Origin of the sequence: Brevundimonas sp. G8 (assembly GCF_902506205.1) — a bacterium.
In the GTDB taxonomy this organism is placed as follows: Bacteria; Pseudomonadota; Alphaproteobacteria; order Caulobacterales; family Caulobacteraceae; genus Brevundimonas.
Genome location: NZ_LR732816.1, coordinates 2,543,940 through 2,565,148 on the forward strand (window position 1 = coordinate 2,543,940; position 21,209 = coordinate 2,565,148).

The window sequence follows — 21,209 nt, forward strand, 5'->3', positions numbered from 1 at the left end:
GGGATCAGCCGATGGCGGGGACCGTCACGGGCGACCGCTTGCGGGTCAGGAAGAGGACCAGCAACAGGCCAAGGCCCGAGGCGACCGCCCCGGCCATGGAGACGGCAGGATAGCCCAGGCCGCCGGCGATGACCGCGCCGCCCACGGCCGCGCCGATGGCGTTGCCCAGGTTGAAGGCGCCGATGTTCATGGCCGAGGCCAGGTTGGGCGCGTCGCCGGCGGCGGCCATGACCCGCACCTGCAGCGGCGGCACCAGGGCGAAGCTGGCGATCCCCCAAAGGAAGACGAGGATCGAGGTTGGAACGGCGAAGGGCATGGCGAAGGCGAAGGCGACCAGGATGGCCGACAGCGAGGCCAGGGTCACGATCAGGGTGCGGTCGACCGACCTGTCCGCGAACTTGCCGCCCAGCCAGTTGCCCAGCGTCAGACCCAGGCCATAGGTGACGAGCATGGCGGTGACGAAGCCGAGCGAGGCGTGGGTCTGCTCGCGCAGGATCGGGGCGATATAGGTGAAGACCGTGAACATGGCGCTGGAGCCGATCACCGTCAGGGCCAGTGCCGCCAGCACAGGCCCTCGACCGAGGACGCGCAGTTCGGCGGCCACGTTTCCGCCCGTCGGGGCGGGCAGGTTGGGCAGGGTCAGGCGCAGGGCGGCCATGACCCCTACGCCGATGGCGGCGATGCCCCAGAAGCTGGCGCGCCAGCCCAGAGCGTCTCCGGCCCAGGTCGCCAGGGGCACGCCGACGACATTGGCGATGGTCAGGCCCATGAACATGGCCGCGACGGCGCCCGCCTGACGGTTCGGCGCGACCAAGCTGGCGGCTACGATCGAGCCGACGCCGAAGAAGGCCCCGTGGTTCAGCGAGGTGATGACCCGCGCGATCAGCAGCATCGAATAGTCGGTCGAGATCGCCGACAGCAGGTTGCCGACGGTGAAGATGGCGGCGAGGCCGATCAGCAGCGTCCGACGCGGCACGCGGCCGGTGGTCAGGATCATCAGGGGGGCGCCGAGCATGACGCCCAGGGCATAGGCGCTGATCAACAGGCCGGCCGTGGGAATGGAGACGCCCAGGTCGGTGGCGATGACGGGTAGCAGGCCCATCGGTGCGAACTCGGTCACGCCGATGCCGAAGGCGCCGGCCGCGAGGGCGAGAAGGGGAGGATTGAGTTTCATGGGGAGGAAATCTTCGAGGCTCAGACCAGCGGCGGGTTCAGGCGAGCGAACCCTTCCTGCTGGCGATAGGGGGTGTGGGGATAGGGCGGCAGGACATCGCTGGCGGCGTCGAGGACGGCGATCTGGCCGGGCGTCAGGCTCCAACCGACGGCGCCCAGGTTCTGGCGCAGCTGTTCTTCGTTGCGCGCGCCGATAATGACCGAGGAGATGGTCGGACGTTGCAGCAGCCAGTTGATGGCGATCTGGGGCACGGTCTTGCCGGTCTCTGTCGCAATGGCGTCCAGGGCATCGACGACGCGGTACAGGTGCTCGTCCTCGACGGGCGGGGCGAAGGCGGCGGTCTGGTGCAGGCGGCTGCCTTCGGGGATCGGCGCGTCGCGGCGGATCTTGCCGGTCAGGCGGCCCCAGCCCAGCGGGCTCCACACCAAGGCGCCGACGCCCTGGTCGGCGGCGAGCGGCATCAGGTCCGCCTCATAGGCGCGGCCGATCAGGGAATAATAGACCTGGTGGGCGACGAAGCGAGGGCGGGCGTCGCGCTCGGCGATCCCTTGCGCCTTCATCAATGCCCAGCCGGGATAGTTGGAGACGCCGGTGTAGCGGACCTTGCCCGAGGTCACGAGCGTGTCGAGCGTCGCCAGGAGTTCATCCGCCGGGGTCGAGGCGTCGAAGGCATGCAGTTGCAGCAGGTCGATATGGTCGGTGTCGAGGCGACGCAGGGCGCCCTCGACCGCGCCGATCAGTCGGCCGCGCGACACGCCCCAATTACCGGGACCGTCGCCGGTGGGCAGGCCGGTCTTGGTCGAGATCAGCACCTGATCGCGGCGGCCCTTAATGGCCTGGCCCAGCACCTGTTCAGAGGCGCCGTCGGAATAGACGTCTGCGGTGTCGAACAGATTGACCCCGGCTTCCAGGCAGATGTCGATCAGGCGGCGCGCCTCGTTGACGTCGCTGGTTCCCCAGGCCCCGAACAGGGGGCCTGAGCCGCCGAAGGTGCCCGTGCCGAAGCTGAGGACCGGCACACGCAGGCCCGATGCTCCAAGTTGACGATATTCCATGACTGTCCCCGTGGCGGCGTTCGTGTTCGGATGCACAGATGGACGCCGGCGTGCGGCGGCGGTAGGCAGGTGTCAGGCCAAACATTTTTGATCTGGGCGCAAAGATGCAGACGATGATCGGTGCGGATCGGGCGCGCGAGATGGAAGTCTTCGTCGCCGTGATCCAGAGCGGCAACTTTTCGGCGGCGGGGCGGGCGCTGGGTCTGACGCCCTCAGCCATCAGTCGAACCATCGACCGGATCGAGGCGCGTCTGGGCGTGCGATTGATGCTGCGCACGACGCGGGTGCTGACGCTGACGCCCGAGGGGCAGGCCTATCTGGGCGCCGCGCGACGGATTCTGACCGAGATGGACGACGCGGAGCAGGCGATCGCCGATCAGGGGGCGCCGCGCGGGCGGTTGAGGGTCAGCGCCTCCCTTGCCCACGGTCGCCAGCAGGTCGTGCCGCTGCTGGGCGAGTTCGTGCGCCGCTATCCGCATATTCTGGTCGACATCAATCTGACCGACGTGGTGGTCGATGTGGCGGCGGGGCAGGCGGATGTGGCGATCCGGTTCGGGCCGTTGGCCGACAGTCCGCTAACCGCTAGGCGACTGGGCGATACGGGACGCACCATCGTGGCGTCGCCTGACTATCTGGCGCAACGCGGTGTGCCGCGCGTGCCGGAGGACCTGCACGATCACGACTGCCTGAACTTCAACTTTCGGCGTCAGGAGCCGATCTGGCCGTTCCGCAGAGATGGGCGCGACTATGCGCTGACGGTGCGCGGATCGGTGGAAGCGAACAATGGCGAGACCCTGACGCAGTTGGCGCTGGCCGGCGTGGGGGTGACGCGCGTGGGGCATTTCAGCGTGGGCGACGCCATCGCCGAGGGGCGGCTGGTCCCGCTGCTGGAGGATTTCAATCCGGGGGACCGCGAGCCGATCCATGCGGTCTTCGTCGGCGGCGCAAACATGCCGGCGCGGGTGCGGGTGTTCGTCGACTATCTGGCCGAACGGCTGCGCTGAGGCGACCTCAAACGAAAATCGCCGGACGGGCGAACCGTCCGGCGATCTGCAAGATCAGACGTGAGGTGCGATCAGCGCTTGCCGAAGATCATGTCGCCCAGCTTGGCGAAGAAGCCCTTTTCCTCGGGCTTGGCGGCGGCTGGTGCGGCGGCGAGCTTTGGAGCCTCGACCGGCTTGGAAGCCGGAGCAGCGGCCGTGGGTGCGGGTGCGGTCACCGGCTTGGGCGCGGCGACCGGTTCTGCGGGCTTGGGTGCAGCGACAGTGGCGGCGGGTTTGGCGACCGGAGCGGCCTTGGGCGTTGCAGCCGGTTTCGGAGCGGCGGCCTTGGGCGCGGCGGCTTTCGGTGCAGCAGCCTTGGGTGCAGCAGCCTTCGGTGCGGCCGTCTTGGCGAAGGCGGCCTTGGGCGCCGCTTTCGGCGCGGCGGCCTTGGCGGCGACCGGAGCCTTGGCGGCCGGTGCGGCCTTCGGCTTGGCGGCGGCCTTGGGAACTACGGCTTTGGCGGCGGCGGGCTTGGGCGCTGCAGCCTTGGGTGTGACAGCCTTTGCTGCTGCAGGCTTGGGCGTCGCAGCGGGCTTGGTGACGGCCTTGGGCGCTGCGGTTTTCGCGGCGGCGGGCTTCACGGCGCTCGACTTCGGCGCGGCTTTAGGCTTGGAAGCGGCGGTCGCCGGCTTTGGCGACGCTGGTTTAGACGTAGACGGTGACTTGGCCATGTATTCCCCGACCCCTCGGTTTGATAAAAACGCGGCGGCGACGGGCAGACAACGCCGGATCGCTACGATTCGCCATATTACCGGTGTTTGAGAAATGTCCGAGTCCGCTCTTCAGATAATCGCACGGGGCCCCCGCGCCGCCGCAGAAGCCGCCGCCGAGGCAATCGACGCCGATCCCCGATTGGAAGGCGCGACCTATTCCATCCTGGAAGAGGATGAGGACAAGGGCGTGTGGCGCATCGACGCCTTCCCCACGACCGAGGACGAGGTCGAGGGACTGAAGGCCGTGCTGGCCGATCATCCGGTCACGGTCCTGGTCGAGAAGCTGGCGGACGCCGACTGGCTGGCCATGTCGCTGTCGGGCCTGCCGCCGGTCGAAGCCGGGCGGTTCTTCGTCTATGGCGCGCACGATCAGGGCAAGGTGCCCGAAGGCCGGGTGACGCTGAAGATCGACGCCGGCGCCGCCTTCGGCACGGGCCATCACGGCACGACGGTCGGCTGCCTGGAGGCGTTCGACACTCTGCTCAAAACCGAAACCTTCGAGAAGGTGCTGGACGTCGGTTGCGGCACGGGCGTGCTGGCGATCGCGGCGGCCAAGACGGGCACGCCCATAGCGGTCGGCACCGACATCGACGAGCCCTCGGCGCGGATCGCCAACGAGAACGCCGAGATCAACGACGCCAAATGCGACTTCTATTTCGCCGACGGCCTGAGCGATCCGCGCATCGCCCAGCACCTGCCGTACGATCTGGTGTTCGCCAATATCCTGGCCGCGCCCCTGGTCGAACTGGCGCCCGAGATCGGCGCCGCGCTGAAGACCGGCGGGGTCGCCATCCTGTCGGGGCTGCTGCGCACGCAGGAAGAGCGGGTGCTGGAGGCCTATCTGCCGCTGGGGTTCGTGGTCGAACAGACCATTCATCACGACGCCTGGAGCGCGCTGCAATTGCGCAAGGGCTGAGGGACAAGGACGATCATGCGCCAGACCTTCGATGAAACGACCGATCCGGCCTTTGGGGCCAAGCATCTGCCTCTGTTGCGCGCCGAGATGGCCAAGCAGGGGCTGGACGGCTTTCTGATCCCGCACGAGGACGAGCATCAGAACGAGTATCTGCCGGACGCCAACGAACGGCTGGCCTGGGCGACGGGCTTCACCGGTTCGGCCGGGGCGGCGGTGGTGTTCCAGGATCGGGCCAGCATGTTCACCGACGGCCGCTATACGGTTCAGGTGAAGGCCCAGACCGATCCGGCGCTGTTGGAGCGGCGCGATCTGACGGAGGTCGCCGCCTATCTGGAGACGGCGGCGAAGGGGGCGGTGATCGGTTACGATCCTCGCTTGCACAGCCCCGACGCCCTGGTCGCCTTCAAGGCGGCGGCGCAGAAGGCGGGGGCGACGCTGAAGGCCGTGGACGCCAATCCGCTGGACCTGGCCTGGGGCGCGGATCGTCCGGCCCAGCCGACAGCGCCCGTCGTTCCGCACGAAGATGTCTATTCCGGCGAGAGCCATGCGTCCAAGCGGGCGCGGATCGGCAAGGCCGTGGCCGACGCGGGCGCTGACGCCGTGGTGCTGACGGCGCCGATGTCGATCGCCTGGCTGTTCAATGTGCGCGGCGGGGACGTGATCCGTTCGCCGTTGCCCATCGGCCAGGCCGTATTGGCGGCGGACGGCAAGGCGCGACTGTTTCTGGATCCGGCCAAGGTGACGAACGCGCTGCCCGGCTGGCTGGGCGACGACGTTCGGATCGAGGCGACCGAGCAGTTGGCGGATGCTCTGGACGGGCTGTCGGGCCAGAAGGTCATGATCGATCCGTCGCTGTCCTCGGCCTGGTATTTCGACCGGCTGGAGAGCGCCGGGGCGACGGTGGTGCGGGCGATGGATCCCTGCGCCATTCCCCGCGCAGCCAAGAATGCGGTCGAGATCGAAGGCAGCCGCCAGGCGCATATTCGCGACGGCGCTGCGTTGAGCCGGTTCCTGCACTGGGTCGATACGGGGGTTCAGGAGACCTTGCCGAACGAGCGTGAGGTGGTCGAGGCGCTGGAGCGGTTCCGCGAGGAGACCGGGGCGCTGAAGGACCTGAGTTTCGACACCATCGCCGGGGCCGGGCCAAACGGGGCGTTGCCGCATTACAAGCCGGTCGGCGCCACGATCCGCAACGTCGAGAAGGGCTCGCTGCTGCTGGTGGACGGCGGGGGCCAGTATCTGGACGGCACGACCGACGTGACGCGCACCATGGCGGTGGGCGAGCCGACGGCGGACCAGCGTCACAAGTTCACCCTGGTGCTGAAGGCGCATATCGCCATGGCGACGATCCGCTTCCCGGCGGGGACCAGCGGCATGGCGCTGGACGCCATCGCGCGGGCCCCGATGTGGGCGGCGGGGCTGGATTACGATCACGGCACCGGCCACGGCGTGGGTTCGTATCTGGGTGTGCACGAGGGGCCGCAGCGGATCGCCAAATGGGGCACGGCACAGCCGCTGCTGGAGGGGATGATCCTGTCCAACGAGCCGGGCTATTACCGCGAAGGCCATTGGGGCATCCGCATCGAGACCCTGCAGGTGGTGACGCCGGCCGTGGTTCCCGAAGGCGGCGAGCGACCGATGCACGGGTTCGAACAGCTGACGTTCGCGCCCATCGATCGCAAGCTGATCGCGGTCGGGATGCTGACGCCGGACGAGCGGGCCTATGTGGACGCCTATCACGCCGAGACCCTGGCCAAGGTCGGGCCGTTGATGGATGGCGAGGCCAAGGCCTGGCTGGAACGGGCTTGCGCTCCGCTTTAGGCATCCGGTTCGGCTGACGGCTTGGGCTTTTCGGTCGGACAGTGCCGCATGTGGGTGACGGGGCAGGGCAGGTCGGCGAGCGCCGCCCTGGTCGCCTCGTAGCCCGTGGCGACGGGGCCGTCGTAGGTCTTCCAGTCGCGGATGTCGGTGCTGTCCAGCCGGGGCAGGATCAGGACGTCGGCGTCGGCGCGCGACTGCTCCATTTCGGCGTCGGTGGTGATGGTGGCCGAGCGCATCAGGATCGAGACGATGGGCGGGCCGGCCTTCCAGGCGCCCGACAGGATCCATTTCCACCAGGACGGCGGGTTCTCCAGCGAGCGGGCGTCGACGCCGCGCGTCTGGGACATGTCCACGCCGATGATCGGGCCGCTGTTCAGCTGGCGCATCACGCTGGTGGGGAAGTTCTTCAGCACGGCGCCGTCCACCAGCACCTGACCGTCGATGACGACGGGCGGCAGGACGCCGGGAATGGCGATCGAGGCGCGCATGGCGCGGCGCATCAGGCCGGTGCGATGCACCTCGATCCGACCCGAGGTCAGATTGGACGAGACGGCGAAGAAGGGCAGAGCCAGGTCCGCCAGATCGATGTCGCCATAGGCCCGCTCCAGCAGGCCGGCGACCTTGCGGGCGCGCGACATGGCGATGATCGGCACCGCCAGGTCCGACAGCGGGTCGGAATCGACGAAGGCGCGGCGGATCTCGAAATCCAGCCGTTCGGAACTCCAGCCCAGAGCGGGACCGGCGGCGACGACCGCGCCCATCGACGATCCGCCGGCGAAGTCGATGGGGACCTTGGCCTCTTCCAGCGCCTTGATCGCGCCGATGTGGCAATAGGCGCGCGCGCCGCCGCCCGACAGGACAAGGCCGATGGAGGCGCCGGTGACGACGCGGGCGATGCGTTCGGCGTCGCCGGCCTGGCCCTCGACGCAGTGGAACCAGCGGTCGGGCTGCAGCGCATCCAGCCAGACACGGGTGTTGGCCGGGTGATGCATGCGCGGGTCGCGCAGCAGGATCAGGTCGGTCAGCCGGCGTCCGTCGCCGAAACCGTTGCGACGCGGCACGGCGGACGGCGGCGCCAGAAGCCCGCTGCCGACGATGAACATCCGGTCCACCTGGCGCGCGCACAGATTGGCCCAGGTCGGCTGATCCTGTTCGGCGACATAGAGGACATAGTCGTGGTCGCCCTCGACGCGGTTGAACCAGTCCAGCGCCGAACTGAGGGCCGACTGATCGATGACCTGGCAGGTGAAGCCCATGGCCTGGATGGCGGCGGCGACGCGCTCGACGAAGGCGCGGATCGGGCGGGGGCGGGCCGAGACGAAACCGAAGACGCTGGGCTCCGACGCGCCGGCGGTGCGTTCGCGGGCGCGGTGGATCATCAGGCGCGATAGCTCGACCATCAGATCCGGCTCGGTGCGGGCGGCCTCGAAGAAGGCCTCGCGCGGCAGGGCCAGGATCTCGCTGTCCCTCAGGGCGACGACGGTGGCGGTGTGGGGCGTGCCGGCCAGCATGGCCATCTCGCCCACCGGCTCGCCCGTCTTGACCACGCCCAGCAGATGGGCGGGCTGGTCCGCCTCCATCCGAAAGACGCCCAGACGACCCGAGCGGACCAGATACAGCGTGTCGGCCGGGTCGCCCTCGGAAAACAGCGGCTCGCCCCCGGTCAGGGCGAACCAGCTGGCCCGGTCGATCATCCGACCTTCGAAAATGCGCGCGAGCGATGCCGCCAGCGTGTCGGGACGAAGCGTGGCCATGATGGGGTTGTAGGCGAGATTCCAGCGCGGGTGAAACGGGTGTTTGGACGTGCGAAGGCGCCTTCGCGCTTTCGCAGCGAAGTTGGTGGAGGGCTGGGCGGAGCGCCGGGCCTTCGCCCGGAGTGTCAGTTTGTAAGTACCGTTTCGACGAAGGGTATGACGCCCCGCGCGGAAGGTTGGCCTGCAAGCTCGGGGCGTCGAGCGGTGGCGGTCTTATCGCCTAACCCCATAAGCCTGCGACGGGTCGGCGGGGTCTGCGAACCCCGTCCCGAGTGCGATCGAGTATCCCCCCCATCGACAGAGACGCCTTCGCAGCAGCTTGCCCCGCAGCGCCTGGTCGAGCCTTCGCGCGGCAGGGGGCGTCCCAGGCGCTGCGGGGCAAGCTGCTGCGAAGGCGTCTCTGTCGATGGTCGGCGGCGGTGGCGGGGGTGGAAACGCCTCGGTGAACGGGGCCGGCAGCGCCGGCGGTGCGGGTGCGACCTTCGGTGCAGGCGGTGGCGGAGGTGGCGCAGGCCTGACCGTCGGCGGCCTGGGCGGTCCAGGCGCTGCGGGCGCCGTTCGCATCACGGCCGTCGGATGAGCCGGCGGCGACATCCGGCCGAGCCGGTCGAAGTGCTGGAGGCCGAGGCGTGGGAAGCGCCCGACAGCCTCAGCGACGGCGAATGGCGCGCCCAGTCCGGCTGGGACGGGCGCTGCGTCGTGGAAACCTATGACAAGGAGGACGAACAATGACCCGACCGACGATTGAGCCGCTGGCGGAAGGGCGCTGGCTGTTTCGTCGGCTCTACGCCTTCGCCGTCAGCGCAGGGTTGTGGGTGCTGCTGATGCGAACGGTCGGGCGCATGCCGCCCGAGATGCTGCCGAAGATGACGGACGGGCTGATGGGGCTGCTAGCCCTGATCCTGGTCCTCTATCTGGTGGCGCCCACCGCCCAGCAACTGGTCGCCCTGATCGCCAACGCCCGCCTGAAGATCACGGGAGGCCGGCCATGAGCTTTCGGCTGTCCAGCCGGTCGCGCACGCGGCTTGAGGGCGTGCACCCGGCGCTGACGGCGGTGGTCGAGGCGGCCATCGTCCGCACGCCCGTGGACTTCATGATCACGGAAGGGGTGCGCACGGCCGCCCGTCAGGCGGCGCTAGTCAAGGCCGGGGCCAGCCGCACGACGCGCTCGCGCCACCTGACCGGCCATGCCGTCGATGTCGCCGCACTGGTTGACGGGCAGGTGCGGTGGGACTGGCCGCTGTACGGCCGGATCGCCGAGGCGTTCAAGGCGGCGGCGCTCGACCTGAAAACCCCTCTGATCTGGGGCGGCGATTGGAAGACGCTGCGCGACGGCCCGCATTTCGAGCTGGATCGAAAGGCCTTTCCATGAGCGCGGGCTCGATCCTGCGCGCGCTGACGCCCCTGGGCTGGCTGGCGACGGGCGCTGTTGCCTTGGTGCTGGGGTTCGCCCTGTTGGGCGGGCTCGGTTTTCGCTGGGATCCGCTGAACCTTCAGCAGAAGCGTTTGGCGGCCGCTAGGTCTCAGGCGCGCGACGCCGCCTCGTCGGCCCAGGCGCAAGCCGAAGCCCGGCGCATCGAGACAGCAGGCGCGGCGGCTCAGGCCAAACGCGTCGATCACTATCAACACACAACGACGGCGGTCGAGCGGGCGACCGCGACCGCCGTCGCACAGGCCAGGAGCGCCGATGACGCCGACCATCCCTTGGAAGACCGCCGCGCTGATCGTCTGCGCGGCCATGATGACGAACTGTGCCGCCTCGCCCCCGATCTCGACGGCTGCGCCGGCGCGGCTGACGTTGCCGGAAGCGGCGAAGCGGCCGTGCGCCTTGGCGGTCCTGCCGGCTGAGCCCACGGCCGGCGATCTGGACGCGGCCTATGTGCTGCGCGGCGCCCAGATCGTCGCCTGCGACGCAGCGCGGCGTCTGGCGGTCGAGACGCTGCTGGCCGAACGGGCGATGCAGGACGCGCAATATGGCCTGAAGCGTCAGCCGGACTGACGCCCTGCAAAAACGACTCGGCAACTTCTGCCGCCCGAGGGGCAGGCTTGCCGGGTCGTCTCGCCGAACGTCGGCATAAGTTCAATGAAAACAATCGAGGCGCCTTGCTGTCGCCCCGTTTCGGGCTGGCCCCACCCTTGCTCTTAGAGAGACCGAGCAAAACGCTCCTGGCGCTAAAATGGCGCCGGACATCACACGAAGTGAACAGGAAAGCCAAAATGGCTACGAGCATCAATACGAACTACGGCGCAGCTGTCGCCCTGCAGAACCTCAATGCGACCAACGCTATGTTGGAGCGCACGCAAAACCGTGTCAGCACGGGCCTGAAAGTGGGCTCGGCCAAGGACAACGGCGCGATCTACGCCATCGCGACGACCCAGCGCGCCAACATGGGCGCCATGGATGCGGTCCGGAATTCGCTTCAGCGCGGACAGTCGATCGTCGATGTGGCCCTGGCCGCAGGCGACACCATCACCGCCGCCCTGGAAGAAATGAAATCGCTGGCGGTCAGCATCCAGTCTTCGGTCGCCGGATCGGCCGCTGAAACCTCGTATCTGACCGATTTCAACGCCTTGGGTAAGGAAATCGATGCGGCGCTGAAGGGTGCGACCTTCGACGGCGTCAATCTGTGGAATACTACCACAGCGACGGCCATCACCACCAATGTGAGCGGCGGGACCTATCAGATTGGCTTCGGCACGGTCGATAAGGCCGCCGCCGCCTCCGTCGTGGCTGTCTCGGCGGGCACCGCTGCCCGCGCTGGCGCAACGACCACCATTGTCGACGCCGCCATCACGACGATCACCGCCGATCTGGCGACCATTGGCACCCAGTCGAAGTCGGTCGGTCGTCAGATGACCTTCCTCAACAAGCTGCAAGACTCCACCGAAGCCGGTATCGGCAATCTGGTGGACGCCGACCTGGCCAAGGAAAGCGCCAAGCTGACCGCCCTGCAAACCAAGCAACAGCTGGGCGTACAGGCGCTGTCGATCGCCAATCAGGGCAGCTCGATCCTGCTGAGCCTGTTCCGCAACTAAGCCCTCAGGGCTGAACGCTTCGCCTTTCGCCGCGCGGTCACGCGCCGCGGGCGCCGACAGAACTCGCCGCGCACTCGGCAAATCTTGCCTGGTGCGTGGGCCAGCCCGGCAGCACTTGCCGGGTCGGAAGGAGGGTCAATCAAAGGTAAACAAGTAAAAACAGTTAGTTATCGCAAATTGTGCGTGCCTAAAATGGCCCGGCAATTGCTTCTTACCTACCGAGCAAAAAGCTCCCCGCGGCAAAATGCCGTTGGAAATCACTGAAGTGAAAAAGGAACAGCCAAAATGGCTACCAGCATCAACACGAACTACGGCGCCGCAGTCGCTCTGCAGAGCTTGAACAAGACCAGCGCCCAGCTGGAGACGACCCAGAACCGGATCAGCACCGGGATGAAGGTCTCCTCGGCCAAGGACAATGGCGCCATCTTCGCCATCGCCACCCAGCAGCGCGCGAACGCCGCCTCGCAAGACGCCACGCGCAACACGCTGCAACGCAGTCAATCGATCACCGATGTGGCCCTGGCTGCCGGCGACACCATCACTTCCGCCTTGGAAGAGATGAAGTCGCTTGCCGTCAGCATCCAGTCTTCGGTGGCCGGTTCGGACGCGGAAGTCGCCTATCTTAAAGACTTCAACGCTCTGGGTACGGAAATCGCCTCGGCGGTCTCCGGCGCCTCGTTCGATGGGGCCAACAGCTTGACGACACCCTTGGGCGTCGCGGCCGTCACCGGCCTGACCGGCGGCGCGGTCGCTCGCGCCGCCGCCACGACGACTGCAGTCGACACGGCCATCAGCACGGTCACGTCGTCGCTGGCCACGCTGGGCACCCAGTCCAAGTCGCTGGGTCGTCAGATCACCTTCGTCAACAAGCTGCAGGACGCCATGGAGGCCGGTGTCGGCAACCTGGTCGATGCGGATCTGGCCAAGGAAAGCGCCAAGCTGACCGCCCTGCAAACCAAGCAACAGCTGGGCGTGCAGGCGCTGTCGATCGCCAATCAGGGCAGCTCGATCCTGCTGAGCCTGTTCCGCTAAGGCCGAAGGCCAGACCGCTAAGGCGGTCTGGCCAAAGCCGCACCTGATCGGTCGTCGGTTTCCGGCGGCCGGACCTGAGCAAAATGCTCACCCCGGCAAAATGCCAGGGGATCTCACGAAGTGAAAAAGGAGGGCTAGAAATGCCCAGCATCAACACGAACTACGGCGCTGCCGTCGCCCTGCAAAGCCTGAACAAGACCAGCGCCCAGCTGGAAACGACCCAGAACCGCATCAGCACCGGGATGAAGGTCTCCTCGGCCAAGGACAATGGCGCCATCTTCGCCATCGCCACGCAACAACGCGCCAACGCCGCCTCGCAAGATGCGGTTCGCAGCTCGCTGCAACGTGGTCAGTCCATCGTCGACGTGGCCCTGGCTGCCGGCGACACCATCACTTCCGCTTTGGAAGAGATGAAGTCGCTTGCGGTGAACATCGCCTCGTCCACCGGTTCGGCGAAAACGGCATACGAGGCCGATTTCACCGCCCTGGGCAAGGAAATCAACAGCGCGCTGTCCGGCGCCACTTTTGACGGGGTCAACCTGTTGAATACGGCGGCGGGCACGACGACCGATCTTCAGACGGGTTCGGGCACCTATCGCCTGGGTACGACTGCGGCCGTCAGCGCCAACACGCAGTTGGCGATGTTCACGGCGGGAACGCCCGATGTCGCCAACTACACCTCCGCGAACGTCGATCTGGCGATCACGGGCGTGACCAGCGCTCTGGCCACCCTGGGCACCCAGTCCAAGTCGGTCGGCCGTCAGGTCACCTTCGTCAACAAGCTTCAGGACGCGATGGAAGCTGGCGTGGGCAATCTGGTGGACGCTGATCTGGCCAAGGAAAGCGCCAAGTTGACCGCCCTGCAAACCAAGCAACAGCTGGGTGTACAGGCGCTGTCGATCGCCAACCAAGGCAGCTCGATCCTGCTGAGCCTCTTCCGCTAAGGCCCGGAGACCCGGCCGTCTCGGCGGCTGGGTCGTGGCCTTGAACCCCGAGCAAAATGCTCCCGTCGGCAAAAGGCCGACGGACCTCACGAAGTGAAAAGGAGGGCTAGAAATGCCCAGCATCAATACGAACTACGGCGCCGCAGTCGCTCTGCAGAGCCTGAACAAGACCAGCCAACAGCTGGAAACGACCCAGAACCGGATCAGCACCGGGATGAAGGTTTCTTCGGCCAAGGACAATGGCGCCATCTTCGCCATCGCCACGCAACAGCGCGCCAACGCTGGTGCTCAAGACGCGGTCCGCAACTCCTTGCAGCGTGCTCAATCCATCGTCGATGTGGCTCTGGCCGCCGGCGATACGATCACGTCCGCTCTGGAGGAGCAGAAGGCCTTGGCGGTGAACATCGCCTCGTCCACCGGTTCGGCGCAGACGGCCTACCTGGCCGACTACAACGCTCTGGGAACCGAAATCGCGAGCGCCCTGTCGGGTGCGAGCTTTGACGGCGCCAATCTGTTCGCAGCGACCTCGGCGACGGGAGCGATCACGGCGCAGACCGCGCCTGGATCGACCTACACTCTGAAGGCGGCAAGTGCGGCCGCAACGACCGTGGCGACCACGACGACGGCTGCCGCCGCCGACGCGGCGGGACTGTCGGCGACTGTGGATGGGGCCATCACGGCCTTCACCACGGTGCTGGCCGATCTCGGCACCAAGTCGAAGTCGCTGGGACGCAGCATCACCTTCGTCAACAAGCTGCAGGACGCCATGGAGGCCGGTGTCGGCAACCTGGTCGATGCAGATCTGGCCAAGGAAAGCGCCAAGCTGACGGCTCTGCAAACCAAGCAACAACTGGGTGTGCAGGCGCTGTCGATCGCCAACCAAGGCAGCTCGATCCTGCTGAGCCTCTTCCGCTAAAGCCCGGAGACCACGCCGCTTTGGCGGCTGGGTCGTGGCCTTGAACCCCCGAGCAAAATGCTCCCGTCGCCAAAATGGCGGCGGATCTCACGAAGTGAAAAAGGAACGCCAAAATGGCTACCAGCATCAATACGAACTACGGCGCCGCAGTCGCTCTGCAGAGCCTGAACAAGACCAGCCAACAGCTGGAAACGACCCAAAACCGGATCAGCACCGGGATGAAGGTGTCGTCGGCGAAGGACAACGGAGCGATCTTCGCGATCGCAACGTCGCAACGCGCCACCGCCGCCTCGCAGGACGCCGTTCGCGCCGGCCTGCAACGCACCCAGTCGATCACCGACGTGGCCTTGGCCGCCGGTGACAGCATCACTTCGGCGCTTGAAGAGATGAAGTCGCTTGCGGTGAACATCGCCTCGTCGACCGGCTCGGCGCAAACGGCTTATCTGGCCGACTTCAACGCCTTGGGGACCGAGATTGGCTCTGCCATCACCGGCGCCTCGTTCGACAGTGTCAACAGCCTGACGACGCCGTTGGCCAGCCTGTCCACCTTGACGGCCGGCAACCTTGCCGCTGGCGCCGCCACCTCTGCTGCGGTGGATACGGCCATCGGCACCGTCACCGGCGCCCTGGCCACGCTGGGCACCCAGTCCAAGTCGCTGGGTCGTCAGATCACCTTCGTCAACAAGCTTCAGGACGCTCTTGAAGCCGGCGTGGGCAATCTGGTGGACGCCGACCTGGCCAAGGAAAGCGCCAAGCTGACGGCTCTGCAAACCAAGCAACAGCTGGGTGTGCAGGCGCTGTCGATCGCCAATCAGGGCAGCTCGATCCTGCTGGGCCTGTTCCGCTAAGACGCGCGGCCGGAGCGGTCTCACGACCGCTCCGGCTGATCGTTCTTTTCTTTAGAGGGCGTGGGTCAACCCGCGCATGGAGCCATGACAGACAATGTTGCGAGATCAGTAAGCGTACCCCAGCCGAACCCAATCATCGCTGTTGCAGCCAACCCGTCGGTCTCGCCGACGCCGCGAAACGACAACAACGACGCCAGCCGCTTCCGGCTGACGATCGAGTCGTTGGGTGGCAACCGCTTTGTCTACAAGGTTCTGGACCGGGTGACGGGGGAGGTGATCCGTCAGCTGCCGCGTGAAGACGTCGAAAAGCTGCATAGCGATCCGACGTATCGCGGAGGAAGATTGGTCGACACCGCCGTCTGAAAGCGGTCGTCGCCCCGATTATCCAGCGCCGCCGGCTCGCCGGACGGCGCAATCATGGTTTCGACGCCGTTAACCATGTGATTACGACTCATGGTTAATCCTGTACCCAACAGAACGTTCGGGGGCTTGAAGCCGTGACCACCAGCATCCACACCAACACCTCGGCGATGATCGCCCTGCAGAATCTGAACCGCACCAACGACCAGTTGGCGTCGACGCAGAGCCGGGTGAACACGGGACTGAAGGTTCAGGGCGCCAGAGACAACGCCGCCGTCTGGGCGGTCGCCCAGGGACAGCGTGCGGATCGTGGTTCGCTGGAGGCTGTCGCCACCAGCCTGAACCGCGCCACTTCGATCGCGGACGTTTCGCTGGCGGCGGGCGAACAGATCTCGGACCTGCTGATCGAGTTGAAGGGCAAGGCCACAGCCGCTTCCGACGAGAGCGCCACCTTGGCGATGCGGACCTCCTACAACGACGAGTTCCAGGCGCTGCTGAAGTCGATCCAGTCGTTCGCGGACAATGCGATCTTCGACGGATCGAACATCCTGGACGGCTCTGCAACGGCGGGCATCAACTTCTTGGCCAGCGCCGACGGCGCCGAAACCATCACCCTGAACCGTCAAGACCTGACGCTGGCGGGGCTGGGCCTGAGCACGACGCCGGCGGCGCCGGACCTGTTGACCAAGGCCAAGGCGGATGACGCCCTGACGCGGATCAACACCGCCATCTCCACCAGCACGGCGCGTCTGGCCGAACTGGGCGCCCAATCCAAGCAGATCGAGCGCCACACCACCTATGTCGGCAAACTGTCGGACGCGCTGGAGGCCGGCATCGGCAATCTGGTGGACGCCGACCTGGCCAAGGAAAGCGCGCGCCTTCAAGCCTTGCAGGTTCAGCAACAGCTTGGCGTCCAGGCCCTGTCGATCGCCAACCAGGCGCCGCAGATCATCCTGTCGCTCTTCAAGGGCTGATCGCACAGCTTAACGGTTCGTTATCGGGCGCAGGCGCACGATAGGATCGGAGCCGTCTGAATGATCAACAACAGCTATCTGCTGGGTCTGTACGGGGTGACGACGGACACGTCGTCGTCGCTGATCGGTGCGAGCACGGCGGCGAAAACCAAGAAGACGCAGCCGACCGCGCCATGGTCTTCCACCGCGACGCCGGCGAAGGCCAGCGACATGGTGCGCGCGGCCCTGGGCGGCCGCCGCCTGATCGACGAGGGCGCCGTCAGCCTGGATCTGGCCGGCGCCTCCAGCGACTACCGCAAGATGTTCGCCCTGTATCAGGGCCTCAACACGCTCAGCGCCCTGGCCGACCGGGCCGGGGTCAAGGGTCTCACCGCGTCCGAAGCAGCCCTGCTGTCCAAACGGTTCGGCGAAGGCATGGCCGAGATGTCCACCTATCTCAGCACCGCCAGCTTCGAGGACATGCGGCTGGTTCAGGGCGTGGCCCAGACCTCGGTCAAGAGCACCTATGCGCTGGAACGGGCGCCGACGAGCTTCCTCACCGCGCCGCTGCATGACGGTGACCCGACGGCGACGGTCAAGGCGTTCGAGGGCGACGTGAAGTTCTCCATGACGGTCAAGACCGCGGCGGGAACCCAGGCGGTCGAGATGGACCTGTCCGAGATGGGCGCAACCGATCGGTCGATGGGCAATGTCATCGCCTATATGAACGGCAAACTGGAAGACGCGGGCGTCGCGACGCGCATGGGCGTCCAGATGATCCCGGCTGAACCCAAGACAATCAAGAGCGGCGCCAAGACCATCACCCTGCCAGCCGGGCCGGATCAATGGGCGCTGAAGGTCAATGGCGGAACCGGCGAGGCGATCAGCTTCCAGGCCGTCGACACCTCCGACGCCGTCTATGTGACACAGGGCGTCGGCAAGACCGGCACGGCGGGCCAGCTGCTCAAATTCCAGACTGAGGGCGGCGCCGCGCCCGCCGCGCAACAGGGCGTGGACGATCCGTTCTGGGTCGAGGGCCGGGTGGGGCACACCAACCTGCCTGATGGTGTCGCGGCTGTTCGAGCCAGCGCCGTCGCGCCCGACGGCTCAGTTTGGGTCGTCGCCGATCTGACGGCCGGCGAGGGGGACCAGCCGATCAAGGGCGCGCGCGACGTCGCCCTGATGAAATACGATTCCGCCGGCAATCTGATGCAGACCAAGTTGCTGGGAGCCGCATCCAGCGCAAACGGCTTCTCCATCGCCATCGACGATGACGGCAGGGTCGCCCTGGCCGGGTCCGTGACCGGCGCGCTGGAGCCGGGCAAGAGCGGCGACAACGCCGCCACCGCCGACAGTTTCGTCACTGTGTTCGACAACTCCGGCAAGGAGCTGTGGACCCAGCGTCGCGGTGCAAAGGCGGCCGATGAGGCGACCGAGGTTCGGTTCGGCGCAGACGGGATGGTCTATGTCGCGGGCCGTTCGAAATCCGCCATGCCGGGAAACGCAGCCTTAGGCGGCTGGGATTCCTATCTCCAGACCTTCCAGGAGAAGCCGATCAAGATCAACGGCCCGGACGTCGGCGTGAATGTCTCGACTCTTCAGTTCGGCAGCGCCGGAGACGATTCCGTCCAGGCCATGACGGTATCGGGCAACGATCTCTATACTGCGGGCGTCGAGAACGGGAAGGCGGTCGTGCGCCGCTTCACTCTGGACGCGCAGGGCGTGCCGACCCTGGCCTCCAGCCGCGACCTTGGCTACGCCAGCGGCGCCATAGCTGGTATTTCCGTCGAGAACGGCAAGGTCGTGGTGACGGGCCATACCGAGAACGCGGCTTTGGATATCGGCACGGTGACGAACGCCCATGCGGGCGGCAGCGACGTCTTCATCGCCACCCTGTCCGATGATCTTCAAGCCTCGGGCGATGACCGCCTGACCTATTTCGGCGGGGCGGGCGCGGACACCGCCGCGGATGTCGCCATCAAGGACGGCAAGGTCTGGATCACCGGCACGAACCGGGCCGAGGGCGCCGGCAAGGACGATCCCACCTCGGGCTATCTGGCCCAGATCGATCTCGCCACGGGTGCGGTCCAATCCAACCGGACCTGGCGCGCCGACGGCGACCAGGCCAAGCCGACCAGCCTCAGCATCGCCTCGGGCGGCGCCAGCGTGCTGGACCGGCTGGGCCTACCGCAAGGGCAGATCATGCAGGCGGATTCCAAACTGCTGACCGTCGCCACCTCGGCGCGGGTCGGGGATCAGTTCTCGATCACCCCTGCCGCCGGCGGTCGCGCCGTCACCGTTACTATCGACGCCAAGGACACGCTGGAGAGCCTGGCCAAGAAGATCAACGCCGCCTCGGGCCGCCAGTTGGAAGCCAAGGTCGTCACTGATCTGAAGGCCAGGCCTGTCGTCCAACGCCTGGAGATCAAGACGGCGGCGAACAAGGACGGCGCCATCATCTCTTCCGGGGCCGTCGGCAAGGATGCGCTCGGCGCGTTGGGCCTGACGTCCGGCTTCGTCGGCCCGGTCAAGCCGGACAAGGACGCGACCAAGACCTATGGGTTGAACCTGTCGAACAAGCTGAGCCTTAACGACCCGGCGGCGATCAAGGCGGCGATCGAATCGCTGGCTCAGGCCATGACGGCGGTGCGATCCTCATACCGGTCGCTGGCTCCCTCGACAGGCGGCATCACCAACACCCAAACCGGCAACGGCTCCTCGACCAGCTATCAGCAGACGCAGTTGGCCAATTATCAGGCTGCGCTGAACCGCCTTCTCGCCTGATCGCCGTCATGGCCGTCCTTCGCGGTTGACGCCCGGCGCCCGGTCGGAGTTATTGACCTCCTCATCCGCGAAAGCCCCTTCATGGCCCTTCCGAAAGACAACCGCGTCATCATCGTGGTCGGCGCTGGTCTGGTGATCATCGCCGCCGTCGTGCTGGCCCTGATCTTCACCGGCGGCGGCGACAAGACGCCGGAGGATTCGCCTGCGTCCAAGGGCGGGCTGGTGGTCAATCTAGCCGACGCCCCCTCGCTGGAGCCGACGCGCGAGCTGCGCTGCTTCGTCGATGGTCAGTTCGTCGGTATGGCGACCCTGGCCGTCTGCGCCCAACGCAACGGCCTGGCGACCGACGCCCTTGACGTAGGTCTGGACGCCACGGGCGCCCTGGCCGCTGCGCCCACCGCTGCCTTCGCTCCGCCGCCGGAACTGCCGGCCGTCGAGATGGTCGAGACCGCGCCGCCGGCCTATGTCGACCAGACCCCAGCGCCCCGACCTACGCCGGTCGCCAACGGCAGTCCCTGCCTGCGCCACAGCGGTTCGGACTGGCGCACCCTATCGCCGAACATGAGCCTGAACGCCTGCGTTCAGGCCCTGTATTCGGGAACCTGCGTCGGGCCGGGCGACGCCCAGTACGGCCGTTGGGGCGACACGACGCTGCGTCTGGTGCCGCGCCGGGTGGAACAGTCGGGCGACAACTCACGTTTCCGCACTCTGGCGGAGCAGGATCGCAACTGCCAATTTCCCGGGATGAACTGATGCGTCTTGTCGTTCTCGCCGCCCTCGCTGGAACGGCCCTTCTGGGCGCCTGCTCCAACGAGCCCAAGTACGAGTTCGCCGAGGGCGCCTGCTATTTCGTGGCGACGCCGGACAATGCGCCGCCGCGTCTACAGAAGATCGCTGATGATCAGCCCCAGCTGGAACAGTGCGCGGCGCGCCTGGAAGAGATGCGTCTGCGCTTCCTGCGCATGGGCGGCTCGAACCAGGAACTCGCGGGCGCCTATCAGGGCCGGTTCATCTTCATCGACCGCGAGGGGGTCAAGATCGGCAAGAGCCTGAACGGCAGCCGCTTCTTCGCCATGGCCCGCACCGGGGACGGCCGTCTGGCCATCCCCGGCGCCATCCAGCGCGACGAGACCGGCCGTCCCATCGCCATCGCGGCGGACCCCGCCGCCAAGTAAGACTTGCGTGACGTGAACAAAGATGGAACATTCGGTTAACGATTATCCACCGTTTTGGCGGGTCGGATGTCGAAAGCGGCTGGCGGTGACGCGTCGCCCCGGTCAGACATCGGACTGAATTGAAGGGGCGGGCGAGGGACTCGTCGCTCCACACGAGAAGGAAGTTTCCATGGCGGGCAGCGTCAACAAGGTCATTCTGGTCGGCAACCTGGGTCGCGACCCCGAAATCCGGTCCATGCCGAACGGCGACCGTATCGCCAACCTGTCGATCGCGACCTCGGAAACCTGGCGCGACAAGTCCTCGGGCGAGCGCAAGGAAAAGACCGAGTGGCACCGCGTCGTCATCTTCAACGACAACATCGTCAAGGTGGTCGAGAACTATGTGAAGAAGGGCTCGACCGTCTATATCGAGGGCGCGCTCCAGACCCGCAAATGGACTGACCAGCAAGGCGTCGAGAAATATTCGACCGAGATCGTGGTCAGCCGCTTCAAGGGTGAACTGACCATGCTGGGCGGCCGTTCGGAAGGCGGATCGCAAGGCGGCGGCTATGCCGGCGGCGGTGGTGGTCGCGGCGACGACGACTATTCCTCGGGCTTCTCCACCGGCGGCGCCAACAAGCCGAGCGGCCCCAAGGAAAGCTACGACCTGAACGACGACATTCCGTTCTAAGGCCGATTCGAAACG

Annotated in this window: 24 protein-coding genes; 20 read left to right on the plus strand and 4 right to left on the minus strand. The window is 66.6% G+C overall.

Annotated elements, in window-relative coordinates:
* Positions 1-4: 4 nt before the first annotated feature.
* On the minus strand, positions 5-1,174 hold the full coding sequence (locus CHRYSEO8AT_RS12260) for an MFS transporter (protein ID WP_159850400.1): 1,170 nt from the start codon (positions 1,172-1,174) through the stop codon (positions 5-7).
* Between the two features lie 20 nt (positions 1,175-1,194).
* The gene (locus tag CHRYSEO8AT_RS12265) at positions 1,195-2,229 is read right to left on the minus strand and encodes an aldo/keto reductase (RefSeq protein WP_159850402.1); all 1,035 of its coding nucleotides are present in this window, start codon (positions 2,227-2,229) and stop codon (positions 1,195-1,197) included.
* A gap of 104 nt (positions 2,230-2,333) precedes the next feature.
* On the opposite strand from CHRYSEO8AT_RS12265, the gene CHRYSEO8AT_RS12270 reads away from it, so the two are divergent.
* Positions 2,334-3,233 (plus strand): LysR family transcriptional regulator, encoded by a 900-nt coding sequence (locus tag CHRYSEO8AT_RS12270; RefSeq protein WP_159850404.1) that lies wholly within the window; start codon positions 2,334-2,336, stop codon positions 3,231-3,233.
* 71 nt (positions 3,234-3,304) lie between these two features.
* Here CHRYSEO8AT_RS12270 and CHRYSEO8AT_RS12275 read toward each other — a convergent pair whose 3' ends face one another.
* Positions 3,305-3,853: a hypothetical protein gene (locus CHRYSEO8AT_RS12275; protein ID WP_201304431.1), complete on the minus strand. Its 549-nt coding sequence runs from the start codon at positions 3,851-3,853 to the stop codon at positions 3,305-3,307.
* A 184-nt stretch (positions 3,854-4,037) separates the two neighbouring features.
* On the opposite strand from CHRYSEO8AT_RS12275, the gene CHRYSEO8AT_RS12280 reads away from it, so the two are divergent.
* Together CHRYSEO8AT_RS12280 and CHRYSEO8AT_RS12285 are read left to right on the plus strand one after the other, a co-directional pair.
* The gene (locus tag CHRYSEO8AT_RS12280; protein ID WP_159850406.1) at positions 4,038-4,901 is read left to right on the plus strand and encodes a 50S ribosomal protein L11 methyltransferase; all 864 of its coding nucleotides are present in this window, start codon (positions 4,038-4,040) and stop codon (positions 4,899-4,901) included.
* Positions 4,902-4,916: 15 nt separating this feature from the next.
* Complete coding sequence (locus tag CHRYSEO8AT_RS12285; RefSeq protein ID WP_159850408.1) at positions 4,917-6,722, plus strand: aminopeptidase P family protein; 1,806 nt, start codon at positions 4,917-4,919, stop codon at positions 6,720-6,722.
* On the opposite strand, the gene CHRYSEO8AT_RS12290 is transcribed toward CHRYSEO8AT_RS12285, so the two are convergent.
* Positions 6,719-8,476, minus strand: coding sequence for a patatin-like phospholipase family protein (locus CHRYSEO8AT_RS12290; RefSeq protein ID WP_159850410.1), 1,758 nt, complete (start codon positions 8,474-8,476; stop codon positions 6,719-6,721). The two genes, CHRYSEO8AT_RS12285 and CHRYSEO8AT_RS12290, sit on opposite strands and share 4 nt — an antisense overlap.
* A gap of 406 nt (positions 8,477-8,882) precedes the next feature.
* Between CHRYSEO8AT_RS12290 and CHRYSEO8AT_RS12295 the strand changes: the two genes are divergently transcribed.
* From CHRYSEO8AT_RS12295 to ssb, 17 genes are all read left to right on the plus strand, one after another.
* Positions 8,883-9,056, plus strand: a complete 174-nt coding sequence (locus tag CHRYSEO8AT_RS12295; protein ID WP_201304432.1) for a hypothetical protein — start codon at positions 8,883-8,885, stop codon at positions 9,054-9,056.
* Positions 9,053-9,208, plus strand: a complete 156-nt coding sequence (locus tag CHRYSEO8AT_RS12300) for a hypothetical protein (RefSeq protein ID WP_159850412.1) — start codon at positions 9,053-9,055, stop codon at positions 9,206-9,208. The genes CHRYSEO8AT_RS12295 and CHRYSEO8AT_RS12300 overlap by 4 nt, the downstream gene beginning before the upstream one ends.
* Positions 9,205-9,468: a hypothetical protein gene (locus CHRYSEO8AT_RS12305; RefSeq protein ID WP_159850414.1), complete on the plus strand. Its 264-nt coding sequence runs from the start codon at positions 9,205-9,207 to the stop codon at positions 9,466-9,468. The genes CHRYSEO8AT_RS12300 and CHRYSEO8AT_RS12305 overlap by 4 nt, the downstream gene beginning before the upstream one ends.
* Positions 9,465-9,848: a M15 family metallopeptidase gene (locus CHRYSEO8AT_RS12310; protein ID WP_159850416.1), complete on the plus strand. Its 384-nt coding sequence runs from the start codon at positions 9,465-9,467 to the stop codon at positions 9,846-9,848. The genes CHRYSEO8AT_RS12305 and CHRYSEO8AT_RS12310 overlap by 4 nt, the downstream gene beginning before the upstream one ends.
* The gene (locus CHRYSEO8AT_RS12315; RefSeq protein ID WP_159850418.1) at positions 9,845-10,324 is read left to right on the plus strand and encodes a hypothetical protein; all 480 of its coding nucleotides are present in this window, start codon (positions 9,845-9,847) and stop codon (positions 10,322-10,324) included. Before CHRYSEO8AT_RS12310 ends, CHRYSEO8AT_RS12315 begins: the two co-directional genes overlap by 4 nt.
* Complete coding sequence (locus CHRYSEO8AT_RS12320; protein WP_201304558.1) at positions 10,305-10,475, plus strand: hypothetical protein; 171 nt, start codon at positions 10,305-10,307, stop codon at positions 10,473-10,475. Before CHRYSEO8AT_RS12315 ends, CHRYSEO8AT_RS12320 begins: the two co-directional genes overlap by 20 nt.
* A gap of 218 nt (positions 10,476-10,693) precedes the next feature.
* Entirely contained in the window at positions 10,694-11,512 is an 819-nt protein-coding gene (locus tag CHRYSEO8AT_RS12325; RefSeq protein ID WP_159850422.1) for a flagellin, read from the plus strand.
* A gap of 285 nt (positions 11,513-11,797) precedes the next feature.
* Positions 11,798-12,544 carry a flagellin gene (locus CHRYSEO8AT_RS12330; protein ID WP_159850424.1) on the plus strand — a complete coding sequence of 249 codons (747 nt, stop codon included), beginning with the start codon at positions 11,798-11,800 and terminating at the stop codon, positions 12,542-12,544.
* A 140-nt stretch (positions 12,545-12,684) separates the two neighbouring features.
* Positions 12,685-13,488: a flagellin gene (locus CHRYSEO8AT_RS12335; RefSeq protein ID WP_159850426.1), complete on the plus strand. Its 804-nt coding sequence runs from the start codon at positions 12,685-12,687 to the stop codon at positions 13,486-13,488.
* 112 nt (positions 13,489-13,600) lie between these two features.
* Positions 13,601-14,404 (plus strand): flagellin, encoded by an 804-nt coding sequence (locus CHRYSEO8AT_RS12340; RefSeq protein ID WP_159850428.1) that lies wholly within the window; start codon positions 13,601-13,603, stop codon positions 14,402-14,404.
* Between the two features lie 113 nt (positions 14,405-14,517).
* Entirely contained in the window at positions 14,518-15,252 is a 735-nt protein-coding gene (locus CHRYSEO8AT_RS12345; RefSeq protein ID WP_159850430.1) for a flagellin, read from the plus strand.
* Positions 15,253-15,336: 84 nt separating this feature from the next.
* Positions 15,337-15,615, plus strand: a complete 279-nt coding sequence (locus CHRYSEO8AT_RS12350) for a flagellar protein FlaG (protein WP_236547531.1) — start codon at positions 15,337-15,339, stop codon at positions 15,613-15,615.
* Positions 15,616-15,749: 134 nt separating this feature from the next.
* On the plus strand, positions 15,750-16,586 hold the full coding sequence (locus tag CHRYSEO8AT_RS12355; protein ID WP_159850432.1) for a flagellin: 837 nt from the start codon (positions 15,750-15,752) through the stop codon (positions 16,584-16,586).
* Between the two features lie 60 nt (positions 16,587-16,646).
* The gene (locus CHRYSEO8AT_RS12360) at positions 16,647-19,349 is read left to right on the plus strand and encodes a transcriptional regulator (protein WP_159850434.1); all 2,703 of its coding nucleotides are present in this window, start codon (positions 16,647-16,649) and stop codon (positions 19,347-19,349) included.
* A gap of 81 nt (positions 19,350-19,430) precedes the next feature.
* Positions 19,431-20,102, plus strand: a complete 672-nt coding sequence (locus CHRYSEO8AT_RS12365; protein ID WP_159850436.1) for a hypothetical protein — start codon at positions 19,431-19,433, stop codon at positions 20,100-20,102.
* Positions 20,102-20,524 (plus strand): hypothetical protein, encoded by a 423-nt coding sequence (locus CHRYSEO8AT_RS12370; RefSeq protein WP_159850438.1) that lies wholly within the window; start codon positions 20,102-20,104, stop codon positions 20,522-20,524. The genes CHRYSEO8AT_RS12365 and CHRYSEO8AT_RS12370 overlap by 1 nt, the downstream gene beginning before the upstream one ends.
* 169 nt (positions 20,525-20,693) lie before the next feature.
* Positions 20,694-21,194: a single-stranded DNA-binding protein gene (ssb, locus tag CHRYSEO8AT_RS12375; RefSeq protein WP_159850440.1), complete on the plus strand. Its 501-nt coding sequence runs from the start codon at positions 20,694-20,696 to the stop codon at positions 21,192-21,194.
* Positions 21,195-21,209 lie beyond the last annotated feature (15 nt).

Excerpts from the sequence above, each read along its gene's own strand:
- CHRYSEO8AT_RS12315 (WP_159850418.1), top strand. The coding sequence starts at position 9,845 with ATGAGCGCGGGCTCGATCCTGCGCGCGCTGACGCCCCTGGGCTGGCTG.
- CHRYSEO8AT_RS12370 (WP_159850438.1), top strand. The coding sequence starts at position 20,102 with ATGCGTCTTGTCGTTCTCGCCGCCCTCGCTGGAACGGCCCTTCTGGGC.
- CHRYSEO8AT_RS12345 (WP_159850430.1), top strand. The coding sequence starts at position 14,518 with ATGGCTACCAGCATCAATACGAACTACGGCGCCGCAGTCGCTCTGCAG.
- CHRYSEO8AT_RS12270 (WP_159850404.1), top strand. The coding sequence starts at position 2,334 with ATGCAGACGATGATCGGTGCGGATCGGGCGCGCGAGATGGAAGTCTTC.
- CHRYSEO8AT_RS12265 (WP_159850402.1), bottom strand. The coding sequence starts at position 2,229 with ATGGAATATCGTCAACTTGGAGCATCGGGCCTGCGTGTGCCGGTCCTC.
- CHRYSEO8AT_RS12325 (WP_159850422.1), top strand. The coding sequence starts at position 10,694 with ATGGCTACGAGCATCAATACGAACTACGGCGCAGCTGTCGCCCTGCAG.
- CHRYSEO8AT_RS12365 (WP_159850436.1), top strand. The coding sequence starts at position 19,431 with ATGGCCCTTCCGAAAGACAACCGCGTCATCATCGTGGTCGGCGCTGGT.
- CHRYSEO8AT_RS12340 (WP_159850428.1), top strand. The coding sequence starts at position 13,601 with ATGCCCAGCATCAATACGAACTACGGCGCCGCAGTCGCTCTGCAGAGC.
- CHRYSEO8AT_RS12300 (WP_159850412.1), top strand. The coding sequence starts at position 9,053 with ATGAGCCGGCGGCGACATCCGGCCGAGCCGGTCGAAGTGCTGGAGGCC.
- ssb (WP_159850440.1), top strand. The coding sequence starts at position 20,694 with ATGGCGGGCAGCGTCAACAAGGTCATTCTGGTCGGCAACCTGGGTCGC.
- CHRYSEO8AT_RS12295 (WP_201304432.1), top strand. The coding sequence starts at position 8,883 with ATGGTCGGCGGCGGTGGCGGGGGTGGAAACGCCTCGGTGAACGGGGCC.
- CHRYSEO8AT_RS12335 (WP_159850426.1), top strand. The coding sequence starts at position 12,685 with ATGCCCAGCATCAACACGAACTACGGCGCTGCCGTCGCCCTGCAAAGC.
- CHRYSEO8AT_RS12350 (WP_236547531.1), top strand. The coding sequence starts at position 15,337 with ATGACAGACAATGTTGCGAGATCAGTAAGCGTACCCCAGCCGAACCCA.
- CHRYSEO8AT_RS12360 (WP_159850434.1), top strand. The coding sequence starts at position 16,647 with ATGATCAACAACAGCTATCTGCTGGGTCTGTACGGGGTGACGACGGAC.
- CHRYSEO8AT_RS12260 (WP_159850400.1), bottom strand. The coding sequence starts at position 1,174 with ATGAAACTCAATCCTCCCCTTCTCGCCCTCGCGGCCGGCGCCTTCGGC.
- CHRYSEO8AT_RS12330 (WP_159850424.1), top strand. The coding sequence starts at position 11,798 with ATGGCTACCAGCATCAACACGAACTACGGCGCCGCAGTCGCTCTGCAG.
- CHRYSEO8AT_RS12285 (WP_159850408.1), top strand. The coding sequence starts at position 4,917 with ATGCGCCAGACCTTCGATGAAACGACCGATCCGGCCTTTGGGGCCAAG.
- CHRYSEO8AT_RS12310 (WP_159850416.1), top strand. The coding sequence starts at position 9,465 with ATGAGCTTTCGGCTGTCCAGCCGGTCGCGCACGCGGCTTGAGGGCGTG.
- CHRYSEO8AT_RS12290 (WP_159850410.1), bottom strand. The coding sequence starts at position 8,476 with ATGGCCACGCTTCGTCCCGACACGCTGGCGGCATCGCTCGCGCGCATT.
- CHRYSEO8AT_RS12305 (WP_159850414.1), top strand. The coding sequence starts at position 9,205 with ATGACCCGACCGACGATTGAGCCGCTGGCGGAAGGGCGCTGGCTGTTT.
- CHRYSEO8AT_RS12280 (WP_159850406.1), top strand. The coding sequence starts at position 4,038 with ATGTCCGAGTCCGCTCTTCAGATAATCGCACGGGGCCCCCGCGCCGCC.